General features: G+C 60.7%; 25 protein-coding genes. 12 read left to right on the forward strand and 13 right to left on the reverse strand.

The window, feature by feature from the left end; translation table 11 throughout:
• Positions 1–16: 16 nt before the first annotated feature.
• Complete coding sequence (locus tag N7568_RS08465; RefSeq protein ID WP_261609411.1) at positions 17–922, reverse strand: carbohydrate ABC transporter permease; 906 nt, start codon at positions 920–922, stop codon at positions 17–19.
• The gene (locus N7568_RS08470; protein WP_261609412.1) at positions 919–1,908 is read right to left on the reverse strand and encodes a carbohydrate ABC transporter permease; all 990 of its coding nucleotides are present in this window, start codon (positions 1,906–1,908) and stop codon (positions 919–921) included. The genes N7568_RS08465 and N7568_RS08470 overlap by 4 nt, the downstream gene beginning before the upstream one ends.
• Before the next feature lie 322 nt (positions 1,909–2,230).
• Between N7568_RS08470 and N7568_RS08475 the strand changes: the two genes are divergently transcribed.
• From N7568_RS08475 to N7568_RS08510, 8 genes are all read left to right on the forward strand, one after another.
• Positions 2,231–3,181 carry a P1 family peptidase gene (locus tag N7568_RS08475; RefSeq protein WP_261609413.1) on the forward strand — a complete coding sequence of 317 codons (951 nt, stop codon included), beginning with the start codon at positions 2,231–2,233 and terminating at the stop codon, positions 3,179–3,181.
• Positions 3,182–3,376: 195 nt separating this feature from the next.
• Complete coding sequence (gene infA / locus N7568_RS08480) at positions 3,377–3,598, forward strand: translation initiation factor IF-1 (protein WP_011775571.1); 222 nt, start codon at positions 3,377–3,379, stop codon at positions 3,596–3,598.
• A 71-nt stretch (positions 3,599–3,669) separates the two neighbouring features.
• Positions 3,670–3,783 (forward strand): 50S ribosomal protein L36, encoded by a 114-nt coding sequence (gene rpmJ, locus N7568_RS08485; RefSeq protein WP_011775570.1) that lies wholly within the window; start codon positions 3,670–3,672, stop codon positions 3,781–3,783.
• A 195-nt stretch (positions 3,784–3,978) separates the two neighbouring features.
• Positions 3,979–4,356, forward strand: coding sequence for a 30S ribosomal protein S13 (gene rpsM, locus N7568_RS08490; RefSeq protein WP_011775569.1), 378 nt, complete (start codon positions 3,979–3,981; stop codon positions 4,354–4,356).
• 51 nt (positions 4,357–4,407) lie between these two features.
• Positions 4,408–4,809: a 30S ribosomal protein S11 gene (gene rpsK, locus N7568_RS08495; RefSeq protein ID WP_014922380.1), complete on the forward strand. Its 402-nt coding sequence runs from the start codon at positions 4,408–4,410 to the stop codon at positions 4,807–4,809.
• A 149-nt stretch (positions 4,810–4,958) separates the two neighbouring features.
• Complete coding sequence (locus tag N7568_RS08500; protein ID WP_011775567.1) at positions 4,959–5,969, forward strand: DNA-directed RNA polymerase subunit alpha; 1,011 nt, start codon at positions 4,959–4,961, stop codon at positions 5,967–5,969.
• 66 nt (positions 5,970–6,035) lie between these two features.
• Positions 6,036–6,596, forward strand: a complete 561-nt coding sequence (gene rplQ / locus N7568_RS08505) for a 50S ribosomal protein L17 (protein WP_261609414.1) — start codon at positions 6,036–6,038, stop codon at positions 6,594–6,596.
• 32 nt (positions 6,597–6,628) lie between these two features.
• Entirely contained in the window at positions 6,629–7,519 is an 891-nt protein-coding gene (locus N7568_RS08510; protein WP_261609415.1) for a tRNA pseudouridine synthase A, read from the forward strand.
• Positions 7,520–7,651: 132 nt separating this feature from the next.
• On the opposite strand, the gene N7568_RS08515 is transcribed toward N7568_RS08510, so the two are convergent.
• The 9 genes from N7568_RS08515 to N7568_RS08555 all read right to left on the reverse strand — a co-directional run bounded on the left by N7568_RS08515 (position 7,652) and on the right by N7568_RS08555 (position 15,657).
• Positions 7,652–8,530 (reverse strand): type II secretion system F family protein, encoded by an 879-nt coding sequence (locus N7568_RS08515; RefSeq protein WP_261609416.1) that lies wholly within the window; start codon positions 8,528–8,530, stop codon positions 7,652–7,654.
• Positions 8,531–8,543: 13 nt separating this feature from the next.
• Positions 8,544–9,485, reverse strand: a complete 942-nt coding sequence (locus N7568_RS08520; RefSeq protein ID WP_261609417.1) for a type II secretion system F family protein — start codon at positions 9,483–9,485, stop codon at positions 8,544–8,546.
• A gap of 2 nt (positions 9,486–9,487) precedes the next feature.
• Positions 9,488–10,807: a CpaF family protein gene (locus tag N7568_RS08525; RefSeq protein ID WP_261609515.1), complete on the reverse strand. Its 1,320-nt coding sequence runs from the start codon at positions 10,805–10,807 to the stop codon at positions 9,488–9,490.
• A gap of 134 nt (positions 10,808–10,941) precedes the next feature.
• Positions 10,942–12,141: an AAA family ATPase gene (locus N7568_RS08530; protein ID WP_261609418.1), complete on the reverse strand. Its 1,200-nt coding sequence runs from the start codon at positions 12,139–12,141 to the stop codon at positions 10,942–10,944.
• On the reverse strand, positions 12,138–12,905 hold the full coding sequence (gene cpaB / locus N7568_RS08535) for a Flp pilus assembly protein CpaB (protein ID WP_231339509.1): 768 nt from the start codon (positions 12,903–12,905) through the stop codon (positions 12,138–12,140). The genes N7568_RS08530 and cpaB overlap by 4 nt, the downstream gene beginning before the upstream one ends.
• Positions 12,906–12,956: 51 nt before the next feature.
• Entirely contained in the window at positions 12,957–13,997 is a 1,041-nt protein-coding gene (locus N7568_RS08540; RefSeq protein WP_261609419.1) for a Tad domain-containing protein, read from the reverse strand.
• Positions 13,985–14,386 carry a TadE/TadG family type IV pilus assembly protein gene (locus N7568_RS08545; protein WP_231339511.1) on the reverse strand — a complete coding sequence of 134 codons (402 nt, stop codon included), beginning with the start codon at positions 14,384–14,386 and terminating at the stop codon, positions 13,985–13,987. The genes N7568_RS08540 and N7568_RS08545 overlap by 13 nt, the downstream gene beginning before the upstream one ends.
• 111 nt (positions 14,387–14,497) lie before the next feature.
• Positions 14,498–14,692, reverse strand: coding sequence for a Flp family type IVb pilin (locus N7568_RS08550; protein WP_231339512.1), 195 nt, complete (start codon positions 14,690–14,692; stop codon positions 14,498–14,500).
• Positions 14,693–15,012: 320 nt separating this feature from the next.
• Positions 15,013–15,657, reverse strand: coding sequence for a prepilin peptidase (locus N7568_RS08555; RefSeq protein ID WP_261609420.1), 645 nt, complete (start codon positions 15,655–15,657; stop codon positions 15,013–15,015).
• A 287-nt stretch (positions 15,658–15,944) separates the two neighbouring features.
• Here N7568_RS08555 and rplM point away from each other — a divergent pair, with 287 nt between their 5' ends.
• The 3 genes from rplM to glmM all read left to right on the forward strand — a co-directional run bounded on the left by rplM (position 15,945) and on the right by glmM (position 18,454).
• Positions 15,945–16,388 carry a 50S ribosomal protein L13 gene (gene rplM / locus N7568_RS08560; RefSeq protein ID WP_011775554.1) on the forward strand — a complete coding sequence of 148 codons (444 nt, stop codon included), beginning with the start codon at positions 15,945–15,947 and terminating at the stop codon, positions 16,386–16,388.
• A 39-nt stretch (positions 16,389–16,427) separates the two neighbouring features.
• The gene (gene rpsI, locus N7568_RS08565; protein WP_035760464.1) at positions 16,428–16,934 is read left to right on the forward strand and encodes a 30S ribosomal protein S9; all 507 of its coding nucleotides are present in this window, start codon (positions 16,428–16,430) and stop codon (positions 16,932–16,934) included.
• 155 nt (positions 16,935–17,089) lie between these two features.
• Positions 17,090–18,454, forward strand: a complete 1,365-nt coding sequence (glmM, locus tag N7568_RS08570) for a phosphoglucosamine mutase (protein ID WP_261609421.1) — start codon at positions 17,090–17,092, stop codon at positions 18,452–18,454.
• Positions 18,455–18,522: 68 nt separating this feature from the next.
• Here the strand turns inward: glmM and N7568_RS08575 are convergent, their stop codons facing one another.
• Both N7568_RS08575 and coaA read right to left on the reverse strand, forming a co-directional pair.
• On the reverse strand, positions 18,523–19,326 hold the full coding sequence (locus N7568_RS08575) for a M15 family metallopeptidase (RefSeq protein WP_306422748.1): 804 nt from the start codon (positions 19,324–19,326) through the stop codon (positions 18,523–18,525).
• A gap of 70 nt (positions 19,327–19,396) precedes the next feature.
• Positions 19,397–20,371 (reverse strand): type I pantothenate kinase, encoded by a 975-nt coding sequence (gene coaA / locus N7568_RS08580; RefSeq protein WP_261609516.1) that lies wholly within the window; start codon positions 20,369–20,371, stop codon positions 19,397–19,399.
• A gap of 136 nt (positions 20,372–20,507) precedes the next feature.
• Between coaA and glmS the strand changes: the two genes are divergently transcribed.
• On the forward strand, positions 20,508–22,391 hold the full coding sequence (gene glmS / locus N7568_RS08585) for a glutamine--fructose-6-phosphate transaminase (isomerizing) (protein WP_261609423.1): 1,884 nt from the start codon (positions 20,508–20,510) through the stop codon (positions 22,389–22,391).
• Positions 22,392–22,395 lie beyond the last annotated feature (4 nt).

A 22,395-nucleotide genomic window follows, 5' to 3' on the forward strand; every position in this document is an offset into this window, starting at 1 on the left:
GGTGCGGTGGAGAAAATCAGCCGGTGACACTGCCTTGGGTGAGCCCGGCAACGATGTAGCGCTGGAGTGCGGCGAACACCAGCAGGATGGGAACGATTACCAGGACGGCCCCGGCCATGAGAATTCCCCACCCGGCGCCATTTCCTTCGGAGTTCTGCAACAACGTCAGCCCCACGGGGAGCGTCATGGTCTCGGGGCGGTCGGTGATGATGAGTGGCCAGATGTAGTCGTTCCATTCACTGACCACGGTCACCAAAGCCACCGTGGCGATGGATGGGACCGACACCGGCACGATGATCTGCCACAGCCGTCGCCAGTGTCCCGCTCCGTCGATTTCGGCTGCTTCAAGGATCGACGGCGGCAGGGTCAGGAAGTGTTGCCGCAGCAGGAACGTCCCAAACGCTGTGCCGAGGCCCGGGAGGATGATGCCCCACAGGGTGTTCTTGCCACCCATGCCCGCGATCAGGATGTAGTTGGGGAGGATGGACACCTGCGCCGGGACCATGAGCGCGACCAGGATCAACACGAAGATCACGTTCTTGAACGGGAATCGGACGAAGACCAGCGCGTAGGCGGTCAGAATGGCCAGGATGACCTTGATGGACGAGCCAACCACGGTGACGATCAGGCTGTTGGCAAAGAACTGTGCGAAGGGCACTGTGGTCATCGCCGTGACGTAGTTCTGCAGATTCAGGGATTCCGGCAGGATCCGGAGGTCCATGGTGACGATCTCGCCCGGCTGCTTGAAGGAGCTCAGCAGCATCCACAGCAGCGGCAGGAACACTGCCAGCGTGGCGAGGATCAAAGGAACATAACCGGTTGCAACTGTCTGGAGCAGGTTCGCCCGTGAGAGCGGGCGGGGCCGCCCCTGCGGTGCGTCCACGTCTGGGGAAACGACGGCGACTGGTAGCGGTGCGCTCATGAGTAGTGGACCTTTCGCTCAACGAACCGCAGCTGCAGGACCGTGATGATCAGCAGGATGGCGAAAAGAATCACCGAAATTGCCGCCGAGTAACCTGCCCTGTTATAGGCCCCGAAGGCTTGGAGGTACGCCTCATAGATCAGGGTGCTGGTGCCATTGCCGAGGGGAGTCATGATGCGGATCAGGTCGAAAGCCTGCAACGAGCTGAGCATGGTGGTGATGAGCAGGAAGAACGTGGTGGGGGAGAGCAGCGGCAGGGAGACGTTGAAGAACCTCCGCACGCTGTTCGCCCCATCCAGGGCAGCCGCTTCCATCACGTCCCGGGGAAGGGACTGCAAACCCGCAAGGTACACCACTGCGCAATACCCCAGGTTCTTCCAGACGTACACAATGATGACCATGACCAAAGAGAGCTGTGGATCGTTGATCCATTGCGGGCTCTGCTGCCCGAGCCCTCTCAGGATCCATGCAAGAACGCCGTAGCCGGGATCGAAGATGAACAGCCACACCAAGCCGACACCCACGCCGGACAGCACATAGGGTGCGAATACCGCGGACCTGGCAAACGTGGTCCCCGGGACCTTCGAGTTCAAGGCGAGGGCAACGAGCAGGCCCAGAACCATCGAACCGCCGACGGTCACCAGCGTGAAGACTGCCGTGGTCCCCAGGACCTTGGCCGCGTCCTCGCTGGTGAAGAACGTGATGTAGTTTTGCAACCCCACCACCGTGGCCGACGCCGAGCCCAAGGTCCAGTCCAACGTGGAGTAGTAGATGTTGTTGATCAGTGGCCAGTACGTGAAGGTGCCGATCAGCACCAGATTCGGCAGGGCCATGGCCAGAAAGACCAGGAAGTCCTTACGGCTGCGTCCGGACCAGCGCCGTCTTTCCAGGCCGGGCTGGGCGGCAGGCGCCGGCGGGGCAGGCGGCGTGGATCCCGGCCTGACTGCAGGCGCGGTGCTGCTGCTGTGAATTTGTCGGGTAGTCATGGGTCACTATCGGTTTCGGGAGAAAGTGGGGCGCCAGCTCCCGGATCGGGGCGGCGGAGACAGGCCTAGCTCACCACATGCACAGCGGCTGAATCGGCGGAATTCGCGGTCCGTAGCGATAGTTGTCTGACACTTCCCAGCCCGTTTACTCGGCGTTACTCGCTTGTTCGTATTCGAGGCCGGGCTCCCACTTTCGGGGGTTCTGCGCCTGTCGGAACGCCGCGACCCTCGGCGCGCTCGGTCGTGCCTCCCTTAGACGCGCGCTGCCGGATCCCGGCGCACCGCCAGTTCGTCCGGCCCCCGGCAGGTGGAGAATGGAGCCATGAATTCGATCACCGATGTTGCCGGGATACGGGTTGGGCATGTGCAGAGGGTGGGGGAGGGGTGGCTGTCCGGGGTCACTGTGGTGCTTCCCCCTGCCGGAACCGTGGGGTCCGTGGATGTTCGCGGTGGGGGTCCCGGGACTCATGAGACCGACGCACTGGATCCCACCACGTTGGTGTCCACTGTGGATGCGGTGGTGTTGACCGGCGGCAGCGCCTTTGGGTTGGCATCGGCAGGTGGTGCCCAACAGTGGTGTGAGGAGCAGGGCAGGGGATTCGCTGTTCCAGGGACCGTGGTTCCGATTGTGCCTGCGGCCGCAATCTTTGATCTCGGTCGGGGTGGTGACGTGAAGGCTCGGCCCGGCATCGACATGGGCTACCAGGCGGCCGCGGCGGCCTTCGCCTCAGGTGACCATGCCGCCGTCGAACGTGGAAACGTGGGTGCGGGGACCGGTGCGCTCATAGCGCGGGGGCAGTACAAGGGCGGGATCGGGACGTCGTCCATCACTCTCGACGGCGGGGTGATTGTGGGGGCCATTGCCGTAGTAAATGCCCTTGGTGCGCCAGTGTTCGGCGCGGCGGGGCCGCAACCCCCGGCAGGCTCGGCGGTTCCGCCGCAGGGACTCAACACGACGCTGGTGGTGGTCGCTACGAATGCTGCCCTTGATGTGGCCGAATGCAAGCGGACCGCCAGTGCCGGGCATGCCGGGTTGGCCCGGGCGTTGGATCCGTCCCACACCCTTGCGGACGGCGATACCGTGTTCACCTTGGCGACTGGCGCCGTCGTGCTTGATCGCACTACTGAACAGGCGCGGCAAGTGTCGCTGATAACGCTCCAAAGTGCCGCGGCGGAAGCGGTCCGGCTGGCGATTCTGGATGGCGTGGCCTCGGCCGACGGCGTGAGCACAACGGCAGGCGATTTCCTTGCATTTCGTCCGGCGGGAGAGTGACGGCGGCCGAAGCTTGCGCTACCATGGACGGATTTAACTTTCCGGCCTGATTGGCGTAGAGTTATTTGTTGGTTGTCTGTGCAGCCACGCCCTTTTTGGTGTCGTGGTTCCAAGAGGGCCAAGCAAACAAAAAACGTCCGCTGGATCTTCGGTGCCTAACTGAAGGACGGTGGCAAACAACAGTTAGCGGAGGATATGGCCAAGAAGGACGGGGTCATTGAGATCGAGGGCGTTGTGACTGAGGCGCTGCCCAATGCGATGTTTCGTGTTGAGCTCACCAATAAGCACGTCGTTCTCGCACACATCTCTGGGAAGATGCGACAGCACTACATTCGAATCCTCCCCGAGGACCGGGTAGTGGTGGAGCTGAGCCCATACGACCTCACACGTGGTCGTATCGTCTACCGCTACAAGTAAATTGCTGGGCGGCAGGCAATAGTGCCTAAGCCGCTCCAGCAGATCAACTGCAAAACACGCAAAGGAACGCCATGAAGGTCAAGCCGAGCGTCAAGCAGATCTGCGACAAGTGCAAAGTGATCCGCCGTAACGGCCGGGTCATGGTGATCTGCGAGAACCCGCGCCACAAGCAGCGCCAGGGCTAATTCCCTCTCGGGAATCAGCGCCCGCAAGGGCAAACCTGGGCTGCTAGCCCACGCAAGTAAATAAAGGCAGCACAAGCTGTGCCAGGACTGCATTACAGAGCCTGGTCAGCGAACCCCCGGTCGGAGGCTGGGGCCACACTGAACGTGTGGGTGTACTGCCTACGACCTCCGGTTTATTCAAGGAGTACTGCCACTATGGCTCGTCTCGCTGGCGTAGACATTCCCCGCGAAAAGCGGTTGGAAATTGCGCTTACTTACATCTACGGCGTGGGCAAGACCCGTGCACACGAAACCCTGGCTGCCACCGGCATCAGCGCCGACGTTCGCGTCAAGGACCTGACTGACGCCGAGTTGGTCCAGCTGCGTGACTACATTGAAGGCAACTACAAGGTTGAGGGTGACCTTCGCCGCGAGGTAGCCGCTGACATCCGCCGCAAGGTAGAGATCGGCAGCTACGAAGGCCTGCGCCACCGCAAGGGCCTGCCCGTACGCGGACAGCGTACGAAGACCAACGCTCGTACCCGCAAGGGCCCGAAGCGCACCGTCGCCGGCAAGAAGAAGGCCGGACGTTAATCCCTCGGGATTGATCCGGTTTTCCCCCGATAACTTTCTGTAGGAGAAACAATGCCCCCGAAGACTCGTGGAGCGGTTCGTAAGCCGCGTCGCAAGGATAAGAAGAATATTGCGCTTGGCCAGGCGCACATCAAGAGCACCTTTAACAACACCATCGTGTCCATCACGGACCCGAACGGTGCTGTAATCTCATGGGCTTCCGCCGGTGAGGTTGGCTTCAAGGGCTCCCGTAAGTCCACTCCGTTCGCCGCCCAGATGGCTGCTGAAGCTGCTGCAAAGCGCGCTCAGGAGCACGGTCTGCGCAAGGTTGACGTATTCGTCAAGGGCCCGGGATCCGGACGCGAAACCGCAATCCGTTCGCTTCAGGCCGCTGGCCTCGAGGTTGGCTCCATCCAGGACGTCACCCCCAGCGCCCACAACGGTTGCCGCCCGCCGAAGCGCCGCCGCGTCTAATTAGGTCTTCCCTGCCTGACCGGCCGGGCCTGCTGTGGAGAGTTTCGACCCTCCATAAGCATGGCCCGGCTGGTCAGGCTGGAAACCGAAGCCGATTTCCACCACCTGTGTTGCGTCATATAGCGGATGCTCGCCGAAAGGAAACCTAAGTGCTCATTGCACAGCGCCCCACCCTGTCTGAAGAAGTTGTATCCGAGAACCGCTCCCGTTTCATCATTGAACCGCTGGAGCCGGGCTTCGGCTACACCCTCGGAAACTCCCTCCGCCGTACCCTGCTCTCCTCCATCCCCGGTGCCGCTGTAACCAGCATCCGGATCGATGGCGTGCTGCACGAGTTCACCACGGTTCCGGGTGTCAAGGAAGATGTCACCGAGATCATCCTGAACATCAAGAACCTTTCGGTTTCCTCCGAGCACGATGAGCCGGTTGTTGCTTACCTGCGCAAGCAGGGCCCCGGAGTCGTCACCGCCGCGGACATCGCTCCGCCGGCCGGCGTCGAATTCCACAACCCGGATCTGCACATTGCCACGCTGAACTCGAAGGGCAAGTTCGAACTCGAACTGACCATCGAGCGCGGCCGTGGCTACGTTTCGGCAGCTCAGAACAAGTCCGGCGACTCCGAGATCGGCCGTATTCCGGTTGACTCGATCTACTCGCCGGTCATGAAGGTAACTTTCCGCGTGGAAGCTACCCGTGTTGAGCAGCGCACCGACTTCGACAAGCTCATTGTCGACGTCGAGACCAAGCAGGCTATCGCCCCGCGTGATGCTGTTGCTTCCGCAGGCACCACCTTGGTGGAACTGTTCGGTCTGGCTCGTGAGCTGAACACCGCAGCTGAAGGTATCGAGATTGGCCCGTCGCCGACGGACGCTGCCCTGGCAGCCGACATGGCTCTGCCGATCGAGGATCTGGACCTCACCGTCCGTTCCTACAACTGCCTCAAGCGTGAGGGCATCCACACCGTGGGTGAACTCGTTGCCCGCTCCGAGGCTGACCTGATGGACATTCGTAACTTCGGTGCGAAGTCCATTGACGAGGTCAAGGCAAAGCTCGTGGAACTGGGCCTGTCCCTCAAGGACTCCCCTCCCGGTTTCGATCTCGCAGCCCGCGCCGCAGCCATCGAAGAGGACGACGCCGCTTTCAGCGACGACGAGCTCTAAACAGCAGATCTTGGCCGCCAGGTCCAGCAATGGACCTGACCGGCTTACATAACAGGAGAAATAACTATGCCTACCCCCACTAAGGGTCCGCGCCTCGGAGGCGGCCCGGCTCACGAGCGCCTGATGCTCGCGAACCTGGCAGCTGCTCTGTTTGAGCACAAGCGCATCACCACCACGGTTACCAAGGCCAAGCGCCTTAAGCCGTACGCAGAGCGTCTGGTCACCTTCGCCAAGCGTGGCGACCTCGCTTCCCGCCGCCGCGTTCTCGGCCTGATCAGCGACAAGGGCGTTGTCCACGAGCTGTTCACCGACATCGCCGGCGCCGTTGCCAACCGCGATGGTGGCTACACCCGCATCACCAAGATCGGCAACCGTAAGGGCGACAACGCTCCCATGGCTGTCATCGAGCTCGTTCTCGAGCCGGTTTCCCCGAAGCAGGCCGTTGTTGCTGAAGCAACTGCTGCCGCTGCCAAGGCTGCTCCGGCTGCCGAGGAAGAGGTCGTTGAGACCGAAGCTGTAGAAGCAGAAGCTGCTGAGACCGAAGAGGCTCCGGCCGCTGAGGCAGAAGCTACTGAAGCTGAAGCTGCTGAAACCGAAGAGGCTCCGGCCGCTGAGGACAAGAAGTAATTCACTGAATTCTTCGCAGTAGACTTAAGTCTATGAACGAACGAAAACCCGCTGCCCCCGTTTTGGGGGGCGGCGGGTTTTTGCGTGTCAGGCTTGATCTCTCCTACGACGGCGGACCCTTCAACGGGTGGGCCCTGCAGCCCGGGCTGCGTACTGTCCAGGGCTCTCTGGAGGAAGCACTGGCCCTCCTGCTGCAACGGCCGATCCGTGTCACGGTGGCTGGCAGGACTGACGCCGGCGTCCACGCCCGCGGCCAAGTGGTTCACCTGGACCTGACCGAAGCCGAGTGGCTGTCACTGCCGCGCGGGCACGAGCTCGATCCCGCCGTCGCGCTATTGCGGCGGCTCCGCGGCGCTTTGAGCCGCATCCTCGGTGACCTTACCGGTGCCGTGGAGGTGCACGACGCCGGTCTTGCGCCGGAAGGATTCGACGCCCGCTTTTCAGCGTTGTGGCGCAGGTACAGTTACCGGATTGCCGACGGTCCGGAGCGCTGGGATCCGGTTCTGCGGGGGATCACTTTATGGCACAAAGCGCCTCTGGATGTGTCGCTCATGAACCACGGTGTCCTGGCTTTGCTTGGACTCCAGGATTTCCGTTCCTACTGCAAGCCGCGGGAAGGTGCCACCACCATTCGTGAGCTGCAGAAGTTCTCGTTTGTACGCGGCAGCGACGGTGTCATTGTTGCCACCGTTCAGGCTGATGCTTTCTGCCACAACATGGTGCGCTCCTTGGTGGGATCTGCGCTGCGTGTGGGGGAGGGGCTTGAGTCTCCAGAGTGGTTGCACTCGCGCCTCCTGGAGCGGAAGCGGGATGCCAAGTCAGTGCTCGCCGCGCCGCATCCCTTGGTGCTGGAGGAAGTTGCTTATCCGTCGGACGCCGAGATGCTGGCCCGGGCTGAGCTGACACGGGCGCGGCGGGCGTAGCTTCTTTCTTGCTTTGCGCTTTCCCGGAACGTTGGAGGACCCCCTCCCGGCTCTGGGTACCGGAAGGGGGCCGTTGTGGCACTCCGCGGTCTGGGATCCGTGAAGTGCCGGTCTATTTCCCGTGGGGCAAGATCAGCTGAACGCCTCCATGATTCTGATACCTGCGGGACCCAGAAGGATGATGAAGAGCACCGGGAAGATACAGAACAGCAGGGGGAAGAGAACCTTCACAGGCAACTTCATGGCTTTCTCTTCTGCATGCTGACGACGTTTGACGCGAGCTTGTTTTGCCTGCGCGCGCAGGACGTTGGCGATGCCGATCCCGTACTTATCGGCTTGGATCACGGCGAGAACGAAACTCCGTACGTCCGTCACTGTAGAACGCTCAGCCAACGCCTCGTAGGCCTCCTGCCTGGGCCTTCCTACCTGGATGTCCTGGAGGGTCCGGATGAGTTCTTGTGCCAAGGGACCCGTCCCTTGCGCGGATGCCCGTTCCATGGCCGACTCGAATCCGAGACCTGCCTCAACCGAGATCAACATCTGATCGAGGGTATTGGGGAACTCTATCTTTATGGCTTCCTGCCGTTTGGCGCCTTGGTTGTAAACCAGAAGGTCGGGGATGAAGTAGAGAAACAGCATGAGGAAAAGACCGAAGCCAATAACGGTGGGCCCTGGGTTTGCGGCAAACAGCAGGATGCTGAACAGGGCGCCTACCGCCGCCAACATTGGCTTGATGGCAATGAGCTTAGTGAGGGGCAGGGACTTGGGGCGCCCAGCAAGTGCCAGCCAATGGTCGAGTTTGGCTTCGTAACTTCCTGGCGTTAGCTTTCGTGCAACGCCAAGCAGCAGCGGTGGGCGTTGGATGTTGACCCCAGCGCCCTGGGCGAAACCTGAACCGAGGTTGGAATGGATGGCCACTATCCCCTTGCGGTCAGCGGTGGCCAAAGACCAGACAAAGTAGGCGAGCGGCAGAATAATTGCGGCGATGATCAACCACGCATGGGCAGTCATGACACTTAACCTCCTAGAACCTGATCTTGACGGTGCGGTTCATCCAGAAGCCGCCGACAATGAAGAGCACACAGCTAAGGACCGTCAAGGCAATTCCCACGGGATGGTGGACGAAAACCCGCAGGTAACCCGGGTTGATGACGCCAAGAACTGCTCCCACACCAACGGGTAACGCCATCAGGATGACGGCGGACATTCTGCCTTCAGCACTCAGGGACCGTACGTGGCCCTTGATCTCGCTGCGTTCGCGAATGGTGCCCGCCACTTGTTCCAGGACTTCTGCCAAGTCGCCACCGACTTCACGGTTGATCTGTATGGCTTGGCCGATCCAACGGAAATCTTCGCTGTCCATGCGGGACGCGCAATCTTCTATTGATTGTCGGGCGTCCTTGCCGATTCTCACTTCGTTGACAATTCGGGCGAGCTCTTCAGATGTCGGAGCTTGGGATTCCTGTGCTGCGGCCTCAATCGACCGCATGATGCTGTGTCCAACGCGAAGCCCGCCAATGAGTATCTGAATAGTGTCTGTCAGCTGCGTTTCAAAGGTGGATCGACGTTTTTCGGTTCTGTAGACCAGAAGCAACTTCGCCGCGAAGGGGGTTATCAACGCGGCCAATATACCAATAAGGGGATTGGTCAACAGCATGGTGAGGATCCCCAGTATTACGGTGGCAATGGCTACCAGAACAGTGAAATCGGCAGGAGCTTGCTTAACACCTGCGTTGTAAAGAACCTCTCGATTGTATGGTCCGCCGGAACGGCCAAGGGCAGTGTCAACCACTCGGACTGCAGACTGGGATACGCGCCCTAAAGTGGACTCGTCCGGGGTGAATCCCAGACGGCGTCGCTCCATGGGGATGCTTCCATTGCGGGGCCTGCAGACCACAACGATCAGAATCAGGAGGGCGGCTGCACAGGTGCCAATGGCGAAAAAGAACAGAACCGGATTGTCCACTGTTAACGCCTCCCGGTCGTGATTGGTGCGGCTCCGAAAACGGAAGGTGAAACGGAGATCCCAAGTTCCGTGAAGCGGTCCAAGAAACGTGGGCGGATACCCGTCGGGAGCGCTCTGCCCAAGAAACGGCCCCCGGAATCGAGTCCTGCTGCATAGTCGAAGAGGAATGCATCCTGGAGGGTCACAACCTCGCCTTCCATCCCCTGTACCTCGGTGACATGGGTAATCCGCCGGCTCCCATCGCGTAAACGCGTCACTTGGACGATCAAGTCCACTGCGGACGATACTTGCTCGCGGACTGCACGGAGCGGTAGGTCCATGCCTGCCATCAGGACAAGCGTCTCCAGCCGTGCGATGGCATCGCGGGGAGAGTTCGCGTGCACCGTCGACAAAGACCCGTCGTGCCCTGTATTCATCGCCTGGAGCATGTCGAGTGACTCGCCACCACGTACTTCTCCGACAATGATCCGATCGGGCCGCATACGGAGTGAGTTGCGCACCAAGTCCCTAATGGTGACGGCACCCTTACCCTCGATGTTCGGCGGGCGACTCTCCAACCTGACCACATGGCGTTGCTGCAGTTGGAGTTCCACAGCGTCCTCGATGGTGACGATGCGGTCGGATTCCGGGATGAAAGAGGACAGTACGTTCAAGAGTGTCGTCTTGCCGGTTCCTGTTCCACCAGAGACGATGACGTTCAACCGGGCGCGCACACAGGCACTGAGCAGTTCAGCCATTTCATGGCTCATTGATCCCCATTCGATGAGATTTCGAACCGTCAAGGGAACATGACTGAATTTCCTGATGGTGAGCGACGGACCGTTCACGGCCAGCGGAGGAATGATGGCATTGACACGGGAACCGTCTTCCAGCCGGGCATCCACGAGCGGTGAAGACTCATCAATGCGGCGCCCGACCTTGGAAACAATTCGCTCAATGACCTTTCTAAGGTGGGCATCTGAACTGAACTGCAGATCCGTGAATGCCAAGTGTCCCTGCCGCTCGACGTAGATCTGGTCGAAGCGATTCACCATCACTTCCGTGACGGAAGGGTCCTCCAATAGACGCTGCAGGGGACCAAACCCCATCACTTCGTCTGAGATCTCACGAATCAGCCGACGCCGCTCTTCGGGAGTAAGTGGCACTTGTTCTTCGTCAATGACAGCAGACAGTTCTTCAACGGCGAAGGAACGCAATTCCTCCTCGGAAGATGATGCGTCCCCGATTCTGCTGCCCATGCGCTCAAAAAGCGCCGATGCGGCCCGTTGCTTCAGACCGGCAAGGGCGTCCACTGCTGGCGCGGAAGGCGATCCGCCCAACATCGGGCCGTTAGCCGGCAGCAGGGTTTGAGCGCCCATCAAGTCAATCTCGTGTCGGGCGTCCTGGCCTTCGTTGTCGCGGGCTTGGGCTTCGGCTACAACATCTGGGTTCTTTTTCGAGAGCCGTTCGGAGAGTTTCATGACACCACAACCCTTCGGTGAAGTTTGCCCTGAGGGGCTGCTTCCAGTCGTGGATCGAAGCGTTCGACGAGTTTCTTCAGGCCCTTTGCGGCCGAATCCCGAGTGGTCCCTTGGAGTACAGGCACCCCACGGTTGGTCGAATAGGGGAGGTTCCGCGATCGTGGAATCACTGCGTCGATTGGCACTCCAATGGTGGCTTCCACGTCCTGGACGGAGATGCCGCTCTTCCTGTCCGCGAAGTTCAGCACAGTATGCCGGCCCTGTGGCAGCAGTTGGAGTTCCCGCAGAACACTGAAGCACTTCCGCAGGCCGCGGATGCTGGGGACATCCATTCCACATACCCAGACGCCATCCGTTGCAAGCTCCAAGGTTGCGAGGCAATGCTCACCCAGTCCGGGGGCAGTATCCACCACAACGTACCGGAACTCTGTGGCCAGCTGGTTGATCAGCCTAGTGACGTGTTCTGCGGTGATGTAATCCGACTCGGACGGCTTCTTTGGCGCGCAGAGAGCGTAAATGCCTGACGGGTGCACTGTGAGGAATGCCTTGAGGACCATGGAGTCCTGTGAAGCTGAGCCGTGTACAGCTTCAGTGATGGAATGTTCCGGCTCAAGCAATAGCCCGGATGCTACATCTCCAAATTGGAGATCCAGATCCACAATCACGACGCTCATAGGGGCGACGGCACCTAGTCCGACGGCAAGGTTCGTCGCGACGGTCGTCTTGCCAACGCCACCTTTCGGCGACATGACAGCTATGACTCGGCCCCTTTCCTGTCCGGATTCGGAAACCGACTGCATTCCACGGCGCCTACTGGCCGCTGCCAAGCAGGCCCTTTCCAGGAGAACCCGCAGCTCGTTGACGTCGATCTCAGGCGTCAGGACATCTCGAATGCCAGCATGCATGGCGCGGAGGATGATGTCCGGGCTGGGTTCCGACACCAGCAGGAGGCTGATTTCCGGGTATTGGAGGTCGAAGACGGTAGCCAGTTTCAGGGCGTCGTCCGGATTCACGCCCGGCCCTAAAATCATGACTTCCGGCGGTGCCCCGGTCAGCTGTTTGAAAACGTCATCTGTTCCGCCCTTCAGTACGTCGGGGGACAGGGTTTGCAGGTCGCCGTGGAGGGCCCCGGTTACGGCTTGACGCACACGGCCCTCAAAGTCCCGGACTGCCGTGATGGCTACGAAGCGGCTCATTGGACCAGCCCTCCAAAATTGGTAGTGGGAGGATCAGTCTTCACGGTCTTGTCGGTCTGCTTGGAGAGCCAGAGCGTGCCGAACTCAGCGCCAAAGACCATCTTTGCGGCGTTCGCATCGCTGAGGGCGACGGTGACATAGGCGGAACCATTCGGCAGCGCTACGCCTTTGTCTGATCCCGCCGACTTCTCGGCATCAGGTGCGGCCTGTTGGACTGCTGTCACCAAGACATCGTGATAAAGGAGCTCCGTGAAGTCTTTCCACCCTGTCATACCGGCCGGGAGGTTGGCTCCTGCCGGCACGGCCTCATCCAACTTGAACGATGCGAAAACTGTGACAGTGTCGCCGGCTTCAATTCTTCCGCCGAGGATTCTCTCGGGGGCAAGGACAAAGGTAGCTTCCTGCAGACCTTCAGGCACGGGCACGGTCCCAGGCGCCAACTCCTTCGGATCCACGAGCTTGACGCCCAGCAACTGCTCGCCGGGCTGAAGGTCGGCCGAAGTGACCTTCCCCTTCTGGTCATTGAGCGCCTTGATGGTGCCAGGCGCTACTGCTGTCTGCGGAAGGGTTTCCACCCGAACCTTTGATTCAAGCTCCTCTACCTTGGTACCGGCTGGAACACGTTCTTTGATGACCAGAACGTTTATGGGATCAAGCCCTTGCTGCGCCCGCTTATCTGCTCCCTGAACGTAGGTGACCAGTAGAACGGTGCCAATGACTGCCAAAAGCAGTGCTGCAATGCCTCCCAGTAGGCGTGTCTTCACTTTTAACTCCTTTCGAGTTTTTGGTGATTCTTTGTGTGATGCTGTGCGCAGTTAATCGGTCAGTGTGACCACGGACGCTCCGTAGTTGGGAACTGTGCCGCTTATCTGCGAACCCTCTTCGAGTGATACGAAGCGGGAGAAGTACCCCTGAAGTCCCCGGCAGTTTCCATTGCAGCTAGGGGCAAGAGGGTCGAGGACCGCTCCTGACCCGCTGAACTTATAGCCGGTGACCTGAAAGGCTGCGAAGCCAATCAGCGTGTACTTTGCATTGCTTCCGTTGCCGGCAGCGGTCTTGAAAAGTGGTATGAGAGCGGGCTCATCCATGATGGTGGCAAGAACAGCGTCACAAGCCGCTGCGTTGGGAAAATGGTTGCCGGGTTGCCCTTTGACAGTCGCATCGAGCGAGATGTTCGTGGAGCAACCTGTGTTGGTGACGAGCCATCCAAAACCACCAGGCTGGTAGCCGTTTTGTGCAGCGCAACCCGGAACGGTGGGAGCATTCTCGTCGTAGCGCAGCAGGATGTGGGTCGGAGTCGGGTCGCCTGAGAAGTTGCCGGTGGAGTTAAGCGATGCCAGCTGCGTAGGTGAAAGGTACTTTCTGAAAACGCACTCACTCACCGTCCAAGGCAAGGTTGTCGCCGCCGCCGGGGCACCCCATTGTGCTTCTGCGGCCGCTTCCACGGTCGCGGTATCCATACCCAGAACCCTCGCGAAGTACAGGGAAAAGCTGTTCGCCCCTGAACCCCCATCGCGTGCATTCGTAACAACACGGACGGTAGTGGAAGCTGGAAAAGACACTGCAGATCCGCTGGAACCATCATTCGCGTTGCTATTGGCGAAGTTGTTTGCCGTTGCGGTGCTGTCTCCGCAGTTACCATTGGCGCAATCGGTGGCGATCGCCAGGGCTGCGGCGTCGGCGCCGTTCTGCAGCTGGGCCTTCTCGGCATACAGGGCTCCGACATCGACGGCAAGGGCCGCAAAGCCCAAAAGCACGACCATCAGCCCTGCGACGACTATGGTTGCCGCCCCTCGTTCGTGGGACTCGACGCGATTGACTTGGCGCCTGACCCAGAGTTGCTTCAGCCGCCGCATCTCATCACCCCAACCCCGGTCATGCTGAGTGGGAAGATGCCCGGTGCTCCGAAGAAGCCGGCATCCAGGAAGCCTGACATGGACGGCAGCGAAACGCTGGTGGTGACTTCGACATTGGAGCCAGGAGCGCAACTGGAAGCGTTGTCGCTAACACTTACACCCAGGCCCTCCAATGAAGGCGCTGCGGACAACGCTGTGCCGGCCACGTCCAAACCACCATCTTGATAGTGAACTGCGGCGTAGCGTGCGCCCTCCCGAGCCGCTTGCGTCAGTGATACTTGGACGTTGAGGACTCGACCAAACTCGATGATTCCAATGAGGACGAGAAGCAACAGTGGCAAAAGGATCGCCATTTCGATTGCAACCGCGCCTCGTTCTTTCCGATCCATGTCGATTCCCCGACTTTCCCAGATAGGGCTGAAAGTGGAACTATTCGGAAAGCAGTTTGGCTCCGGTGGAACGACGCCACCAGAGCCAAACTGCGTTTGGGGTGGTGATGCCTAGATGGCGGCGTCCACACGAGTGAAGAGGTTTGCGATCTGCGGCCCAAGAAGGGTAACGGCCGCAAGCACCAGGAGGGCGATGAAGGCGACCATGATGCCGTATTCAACCATCGTCGCTCCCTTCTCGTCCTTGGTGAAGCGGTCCTTGACGCCGGCAATGTACGAGGTAATGGTGAAAATAAAAGCAGACATTGAAAAATCCTTCCCAGAAAAAGCATTTGCGAATTGGGTTATAGGTCCAGCAAATTATCGGAATTTGCTTCGACTCCCGAACTACCCCCATGGTGCCTTTAGCGGTCCGGAATTCGATGAGATAAGAATTCACCCTGGGAAGCAGCTGCGACAATGCGTAGCCGTACTTGACTTGGGGGAGGGGCGCTACTCGCCGGCACGCACTGAGGTTAGGAAGTACTCAGTTTTGGAAGAAAAAGGGGTCAAAACTACTTGGTTTCGAAAGCTGCCTTATTAATTGAGCGACCCTTCGCGGGGAGGTAAATGCGTACCAGGCAGGGCTAGCTCATGACCAAGGCCACGCCAAGGGCGGCGATGACCATTGCCGGGCCATGAGCCGTTTCTGTGGGTTTTTCCGCGCGTCGCAGGCGCAACATCAGCACCGTGAGCACCCCGCCCACCACAAATCCCAGCAGTCCCCCGAACAGTACTTGCTGCCAACCCAAGTACCCCAAGTACAACCCCAGGGGTGCTGCGAGCTTCACGTCGCCCATTCCGATGCTTCCCGGCGAAATAAGTCCGAGAATGAGGTAGCCGGCGAACAAAATGGCACCGCCGGCGAGGGCTCGGAACAGCTCCGGCCACCCCGGAGCAAGCGCCGCGGATGCCGCCAGGAGCAACAAGCCGCCCCCAAGGAGGATCACAATGAGGGCATTGGGCAACAGATGAAGGGCGAAATCGATCCGTGAAAGCTGCACGCCAAGTAAAGCCAACAAAAGAAATGCCGGCAATTCCCATGAGGCGCCGAACCGCCACGCGAGCAAGCCAAACAGCAGCGAGGTGACAGCCGCCGTCGTGATCCGGACCTTCAGGGAAGGGAGTCCATCCAGGCGCGGCAGGCGCAAGGAGATGAGCCACTCGGCGGCCGGGCACAGCAGGAAGCCGGCGAGGGCGATAATGAGTGGAAAGGCGGGCCCGTCGGTCATATGCTCTCCCTCAGTCAGTGCCAGACCCCCAGGGCCGGTCACCCCATTTTGACCCGGGCGCCCCGTTGAAGGTATTGTTTAGAGTCGTTGTGCGTGTCCTATCTCGATGACACATGCCTCCCGGGGGATCCAGTTGCAGGATCGCTAACTCCTGAGGTATTTCGAGATCCTGGGATGACTGGTACATAGAGCCCTCACCTCTGCTCCGGTAGCGCATACATAGTAGGTACACGCCTTATTGCGTGTCGCCTAAAACATGAACGCCAGAACAAGAACGAGGCAAAACCGTGCGTACGTACACCCCGAAGCCCGGCGATATCAACCGCCAGTGGCACGTCATTGACGCCACCGACGTTGTCCTTGGTCGTCTTGCCAGCCAGACCGCAACACTGCTGCGCGGAAAGCACAAGCCGACCTTTGCGTCCCACATGGACATGGGCGACTTCGTCATCATCATCAACGCTGAAAAGGTTGCCCTCACCGGCGCCAAGCTGGAGCAGAAGCGCGCATACCGCCACTCCGGTTACCCGGGCGGCCTGACCTCCGTCAACTACGCCGAGCTGTTGGAATCCAACCCGGTTCGCGCTGTTGAGAAGGCCATCAAGGGCATGCTCCCCAAGAACTCCCTCGCAGCTCAGCAGCTGGGCAAGCTCAAGGTCTACGCAGGCCCCGAGCACCCCCACGCAGCTCAGCAGCCGAAGACTTTCGAAATCACCCAGGTCGCCCAGTAGTCCTGGCCACCAACTAAACTTTTTATTACAAGGAGAACCGTGGCTCAGAACGAAGAACTGACCGCCGAAGCCGTCGAGGCTGAGGAAACCCTCACCAGCTACACCTCGGAAAGCACATCTGCTGAAGATGCGCCCAAGAAGGAGCGCCCGGCACTGACTGTTGCCGGTGCAGCTGTTGGCCGCCGCAAGGAAGCCGTTGCACGCGTTCGCGTTGTTCCGGGTTCCGGCAAGTGGACCATCAACGGCCGCACGCTGGACAACTACTTCCCGAACAAGCTGCACCAGCAGGATGTCAACGAGCCCTTCAAGATCCTTGATCTCGAAGGCGCTTACGACGTCATCGCCCGTATCCACGGCGGTGGCATTTCCGGCCAGGCCGGTGCACTGCGTCTCGGTGTTGCCCGCTCGCTGAACGAGATCGACGTCGACAACAACCGCGCCACCCTCAAGAAGGCCGGTTACCTGCGCCGTGACGCCCGCGTCATCGAGCGTAAGAAGGCTGGTCTCAAGAAGGCACGCAAGGCTCAGCAGTACTCCAAGCGTTAATTCGCTTCGCCCCTTCCCTGGGGTATCGAAAGCCCGTTCCGCCACTTCGGCGGGGCGGGCTTTCGCCGTTAAACACGGGCCCTGCACGTCGCGCATGTGACGCTCCGACACGCCCCTGAACTGATGGTGTCCCGGCGTCGTCTAAACTTGAGCCGATGTCTAGATTATTTGGAACAGATGGCGTGCGCGGTCTCGCGAACGGATTGCTCACCGCCGAGCTGGCTATGCAGCTCGCCCAGGCCGCCGCCGTCGTACTCGGCCATGACCGCACAACCAACGGCAAGCGGCCACGCGCCGTCGTCGCCAGGGACCCAAGGGCGAGTGGCGAGTTCCTCGCCGCCGCCGTGGAAGCCGGGCTTTCCAGCTCCGGCATCGACGTCTACGACGCCGGTGTGCTTCCTACGCCGGCGGCCGCCTACCTGGTGGCAGATCTCGACGCCGATTTCGGCGTCATGCTGTCGGCTTCCCACAACCCTGCGCCGGATAACGGCATCAAGTTCTTCGCCCGCGGCGGCCAGAAGCTCCCGGACCACGTCGAAGACGCTATCGAGGCGCAGCTGGGCAAAGAGCCACAGCGCCCGACTGGAGCCGACGTTGGACGTATCCAGCGCTTCTCAGACGCCGAGGACCGCTACATCGTGCACCTGCTGGGCACGCTTCCCAAGCGCCTTGATGGCCTGAAGGTGGTCCTGGACTGCGCGCATGGCGCAGCGAGTGGCTGTTCACCGCAGGTGTTTAAGGACGCCGGAGCCGATGTCGTAGTTATCGGTGCTGAACCTGATGGCCTGAACATCAACGAGGGCGTAGGTTCCACCCACTTGGGTCCGTTGAAGGAAGCCGTGGTCAAGCATGGCGCTGACCTTGGCGTAGCCCACGATGGCGACGCCGACCGCTGCCTCGCTGTGGACCACGAAGGCAACGAAGTGGATGGCGACCAGATCATGGCCATCCTGGCACTGGCCCTCAACGAGGCCGGAAAACTCAAGGACAGCATCCTTGTGGCGACCGTCATGAGCAACCTCGGCCTCAAGATCGCCCTCAAGAATGCCGGAATCACCATCCGCGAAACCGGAGTCGGGGACCGTTACGTCCTCGAGGAAATGCGCGAGGGCGGCTACAACCTCGGTGGCGAACAGTCCGGTCACGTAATCTTCTCCGATTATGCAACCACAGGCGACGGCGTCCTCACCGGTTTGCAGCTCGCGGCACAGGTTGCCCTGACCGGCCGCAGCCTCAAGGAACTCGCCACCGCGATGACAAAGCTCCCGCAGCTCATGATCAACGTCAAAGGCGTAGACAAGGCCCGTGCCGGAACCGATGAAGGCGTGGCCGCGGCTGTTGCGGCGGCTGAACTCGAATTGGGCGAGACCGGCCGTGTGCTGCTCCGTCCCTCTGGCACCGAGGCATTGGTGCGCGTCATGGTGGAAGCCGCCGACATGGAGACGGCCGAACGCATCTGTACGGGACTTGCTGCAGTGGTCAAGGAGCGCTTGGGCGCTCCCAGCGAGTTGGCTGTCTAAACACCCAGAACATGGTTTCGGCCCGCGCCCTTCGTTAAGAGGGGGAGCGGGCCGATGACCTTTAATGACTAGAGGTAGTCCGGGGCTGCTTCCAACCCGAAATACTCCTCCAAAGTGGCGATGCCTCGGTTGGCCATGTCCGTCGCTGCCTCCACGCCGATGTAGCGCAGGTGCCAGGACTCGTAGAAGTAGCCGGTGGTGTCGTGGAACATCCATGGATAGCGGACCACGAAGCCGAACCTGTGGGCATTGGCTTTCGCCCACACCGCGGCTGGTTGCTCTGCAAAGCAGGGCTGGAAGCTGCAGGCGCCGCCGCCGTCGCCGATGTCGAAGGACCAGCCTGTCTGATGCTCGGAGTGGCCGGGCCGTGCTGAGGCGCGGTCTGCAGCCGCCTGGCCCGTGCTGGTGACGTAACCGCCGTACGTGGCCACCTGGGTGGAGTAGGAGCGGTAGCCCGAGGCCAGCGTCATGACGACGCCCTCGGTTGCTGCTGCCGCGAACATCTTTTCCGCGGCAGCCGCCGTCGTGCTGTTCAGCAAGGACGCTTCGCCGCTGACGGCGAGGCGCACGTTCGGCTGTACCAGATCGGCGGGGACGAAGTCCTGGGGGTTGAGCGGCCGATGTTTGTTGACCACCACCCAGGGGCTGGTGGGATCCGTCAGGGAGTGCTGCGGAGCAACAGCACTGGAAGGCGCGGCGCTGGACGGCATGGCACTGGGCGCCGGCGCAGCAGTCCCAGGGGTCACCGTCACCGGATCGGTGGTGGGGACGCTGGAAGCGGCCGCTGGAGGCGTAGCAACCCCACTTGCGGCATTGGCGGCGACAGGGGAGGGCACGGCATTCTCCGGCGTGCAGGCCGTCAGGGCAACCATTCCGGCACCCGCGGTCAGCAGGCTTGCGAAAACCCGCCTGCTGGGAAGTGGCTTCTGGCCGCTGGCCACGCTAGACCTTCCTCAGCAGCATGCGGCGGATGGAATGGTCGGCATCTTTGGTGAGTACAAGCTGCGCTCGGCCGCGTGTAGGCAGCACGTTCTCCTCGAGGTTCGGCTCGTTGATGCGCTTCCAAATACCGCGTGCCGTCGATTCGGCGTCGTCATCGGAGAGGGTGGCGTAACGGTGGAAGTAGGACTCCGGCTGCGCGAAGGCAGTGGTGCGCAGCTTCCGGAAACGGTCCACGTACCATTCCTCGATATAGGACGTCTTGGCATCCACATAGATGGAGAAGTCAAAGAAGTCGCTGACGGCGAGTCCTTGCTTACCGTCCATGCGGGGGCGGGCGGGGGCGAGGACATTCAGCCCTTCCACGATCAGGACATCGGGACGCCGCACCACTACTTCCTTGCCCGGGACGATGTCGTACGTTACGTGGGAATACCAGGGCGCCCTGACTTCTTCGGCGCCACCTTTGACTTCCGAAACAAAGCGAAGGAGGCCGCGGCGGTCATATGACTCCGGAAATCCCTTGCGTTCCAGCAAGTGCCGGCGCTTGAGTTCGGCCAAGGGGTAAAGAAAACCGTCCGTGGTGATGAGTTCCACATTGGGAGTACCGGGCCAGCGCCTCAGCATTTCCCGGAGCACACGGGCAATGGTGGACTTGCCCACAGCTACCGAGCCTGCGACGCCGATGACGAAGGGCGTGCGCTGCGTTTGTTCGCCCAGGAACGTGGTTGTTGCGGCGTGGAGTTGGTGCGAAGCCTGGACATAAAGGTGGAGGAGCCGCGAAAGCGGGAGGTATACCTCCCGTACTTCCTTCATGTCGAGGGGGTCGCCTAGGCCGCGGAGACGGAAGATGTCCTCTTCGTTGAGGGGCTGCTCCATCTGCGCTGCAAGCCGCGACCACGTTTGACGGTCCAGCTCTACAAACGGGGAAGCGCCGTCGCCGTTAGCTTCGGTGCGTTGCAAAGTCACGCTCTTGATTCTGCCTTCCGCGGGGCGGAACAGGAAATGCGCGACGACTGGAGGGTGAATTGTGGGTGCTGGACATCTTAGCGGCAGCCAATGGAGCTGGGATGTCCCACGTCAGTTGTTTGCGCTAGCCGTTAGGCTTGTACCCATGTGTGGAATCGTAGGCTATGTTGGCAATTCGTCTCGCAAGGCAGCTGGTCACAGCGCCCTTGACGTCGTCGTGGAAGGGCTGCGCCGTCTTGAGTACCGCGGCTATGACTCCGCAGGCGTCGCAGTGGTGGCTGACGGGACAATCTCGTCCCGTAAAAAGTCCGGCAAGCTGAGCAACCTGATCAGTGAACTGGAAGCAAATCCAGTACCTGAATCCCTGACTGGCATCGGCCATACCCGTTGGGCCACGCATGGTGGCCCCACCGACCGTAACGCTCACCCGCACCTCTCCGACGGCGGGCGCCTGGCTCTCATTCACAACGGCATCATCGAGAACTTCGCGGAACTCAAGCAGGAACTGCTGGCCAAGGGAGTCACCTTCGAGTCGGAAACCGACACCGAAGTTGCCGCCGCATTGGTTGGCGACATCTTCCGCAACCAGCTCAATGGCGACGGCGGCAACCTCACCGAGGCGATGCGCCTGGCATGCCAGCGACTCGAAGGCGCTTTCACCCTTCTCGCAGTCCACGCGGACCAGCCCGACGTCGTCGTGGCCGCACGCCGTAACTCCCCGCTCGTAGTGGGCCTTGGCGATGGTGAGAACTTCCTCGGCTCCGATGTTTCCGGCTTCATCGACTACACACGCCGCGCCGTCGAACTGGGCCAGGACCAGATCGTCACCATCACCGCGGACTCCGTGGAGATCACCGACTTCTTCGGCGCCCCCGCCGAAGGCAAGGAATACCACGTCGACTGGGATCCGGCTTCTGCCGAAAAGGGTGGATTCAACTCCTTCATGGAGAAGGAAATCCACGATCAGCCTGACGCCGTAGCGCAGACCCTCCTGGGCCGCTCGGACCTTGACGGAAAGCTGACCCTTGACGAGGTCCGCATTGACCCGGAACTGCTCAAGCAGGTGGACAAGATCATCGTCCTGGCGTGCGGAACCGCGGCCTATGCCGGACTGGTGGCCAAGTACGCCATCGAGAACTGGTGCCGTATCCCCACGGAGGTGGAGCTCGCGCACGAGTTCCGCTACCGCGATCCGATCGTTGACTCCAACACGCTGGTAGTTTCCATCAGCCAGTCCGGCGAGACCATGGATACGCTGATGGCCGTCCGTTACGCCCGCGAGCAGGGCGCCAAGACGATCTCCATCTGCAACACCAATGGTTCCACCATCCCGCGTGAGTCCGACGCGGTGCTCTACACGCACGCAGGTCCGGAAATCGCCGTTGCGTCCACCAAGGCATTCCTGGCGCAAATCACCGCTGCCTACCTGCTTGGTCTTTACCTGGCCCAGCTGCGTGGCAACATCTTCTCCGGCCAGATCAAGGATGTCCTCGCTGACCTCAACAAGATCCCGGCCAAGATCCAGCACATCCTGGACAACGCAGGCCCCTTGCGCGAGCTCGCCCGCAGCATGAAGGACGAAAAGTCCGTGCTGTTCCTGGGCCGCCACGTCGGTTACCCCGTAGCCCTCGAAGGTGCCTTGAAGCTCAAGGAAATCGCCTACATCCACGCTGAAGGCTTCGCAGCCGGCGAGCTCAAGCACGGTCCGATCGCCCTGATCGACGACGGCCAGCCGGTCTTCGTCGTGGTGCCGTCCCCGCGTGGCCGCGACTCCCTGCACTCCAAGGTGGTCAGCAACATCCAGGAAGTCCGCGCACGTGGTGCAAGGACCCTGGTCATCGCTGAAGAAGGCGACGAGTCCGTCAAGGATTACGCAGAGCACGTGTTCTACGTTCCGGAGACGCCTACCCTGCTGATGCCGCTGCTCACCACTGTTCCGCTGCAGATCTTTGCCGCTGAACTGGCTGGCGCCAAGGGCTACGACGTGGATCAGCCGCGTAACCTCGCCAAGAGCGTGACCGTAGAATAACGCC

The organism is Paenarthrobacter aurescens (assembly GCF_025421775.1).
Lineage (GTDB): Bacteria > Actinomycetota > Actinomycetes > Actinomycetales > Micrococcaceae > Arthrobacter > Arthrobacter aurescens_B.

Coding starts and splice junctions, on each gene's coding strand:
- rpmJ (WP_011775570.1), top strand. CDS start 3,670: ATGAAGGTCAAGCCGAGCGTCAAGCAGATCTGCGACAAGTGCAAAGTG.
- N7568_RS08515 (WP_261609416.1), bottom strand. CDS start 8,530: ATGACTGCCCATGCGTGGTTGATCATCGCCGCAATTATTCTGCCGCTC.
- N7568_RS08545 (WP_231339511.1), bottom strand. CDS start 14,386: ATGGATCGGAAAGAACGAGGCGCGGTTGCAATCGAAATGGCGATCCTT.
- N7568_RS08510 (WP_261609415.1), top strand. CDS start 6,629: ATGAACGAACGAAAACCCGCTGCCCCCGTTTTGGGGGGCGGCGGGTTT.
- N7568_RS08475 (WP_261609413.1), top strand. CDS start 2,231: ATGAATTCGATCACCGATGTTGCCGGGATACGGGTTGGGCATGTGCAG.
- N7568_RS08525 (WP_261609515.1), bottom strand. CDS start 10,807: ATGTTGGGCGGATCGCCTTCCGCGCCAGCAGTGGACGCCCTTGCCGGT.
- N7568_RS08470 (WP_261609412.1), bottom strand. CDS start 1,908: ATGACTACCCGACAAATTCACAGCAGCAGCACCGCGCCTGCAGTCAGG.
- N7568_RS08540 (WP_261609419.1), bottom strand. CDS start 13,997: ATGCGGCGGCTGAAGCAACTCTGGGTCAGGCGCCAAGTCAATCGCGTC.
- N7568_RS08465 (WP_261609411.1), bottom strand. CDS start 922: ATGAGCGCACCGCTACCAGTCGCCGTCGTTTCCCCAGACGTGGACGCA.
- N7568_RS08530 (WP_261609418.1), bottom strand. CDS start 12,141: ATGAGCCGCTTCGTAGCCATCACGGCAGTCCGGGACTTTGAGGGCCGT.
- rpsM (WP_011775569.1), top strand. CDS start 3,979: ATGGCTCGTCTCGCTGGCGTAGACATTCCCCGCGAAAAGCGGTTGGAA.
- rpsK (WP_014922380.1), top strand. CDS start 4,408: ATGCCCCCGAAGACTCGTGGAGCGGTTCGTAAGCCGCGTCGCAAGGAT.
- glmS (WP_261609423.1), top strand. CDS start 20,508: ATGTGTGGAATCGTAGGCTATGTTGGCAATTCGTCTCGCAAGGCAGCT.
- N7568_RS08550 (WP_231339512.1), bottom strand. CDS start 14,692: ATGTCTGCTTTTATTTTCACCATTACCTCGTACATTGCCGGCGTCAAG.
- infA (WP_011775571.1), top strand. CDS start 3,377: ATGGCCAAGAAGGACGGGGTCATTGAGATCGAGGGCGTTGTGACTGAG.
- N7568_RS08555 (WP_261609420.1), bottom strand. CDS start 15,657: ATGACCGACGGGCCCGCCTTTCCACTCATTATCGCCCTCGCCGGCTTC.
- rplQ (WP_261609414.1), top strand. CDS start 6,036: ATGCCTACCCCCACTAAGGGTCCGCGCCTCGGAGGCGGCCCGGCTCAC.
- glmM (WP_261609421.1), top strand. CDS start 17,090: ATGTCTAGATTATTTGGAACAGATGGCGTGCGCGGTCTCGCGAACGGA.
- N7568_RS08575 (WP_306422748.1), bottom strand. CDS start 19,326: ATGGTTGCCCTGACGGCCTGCACGCCGGAGAATGCCGTGCCCTCCCCT.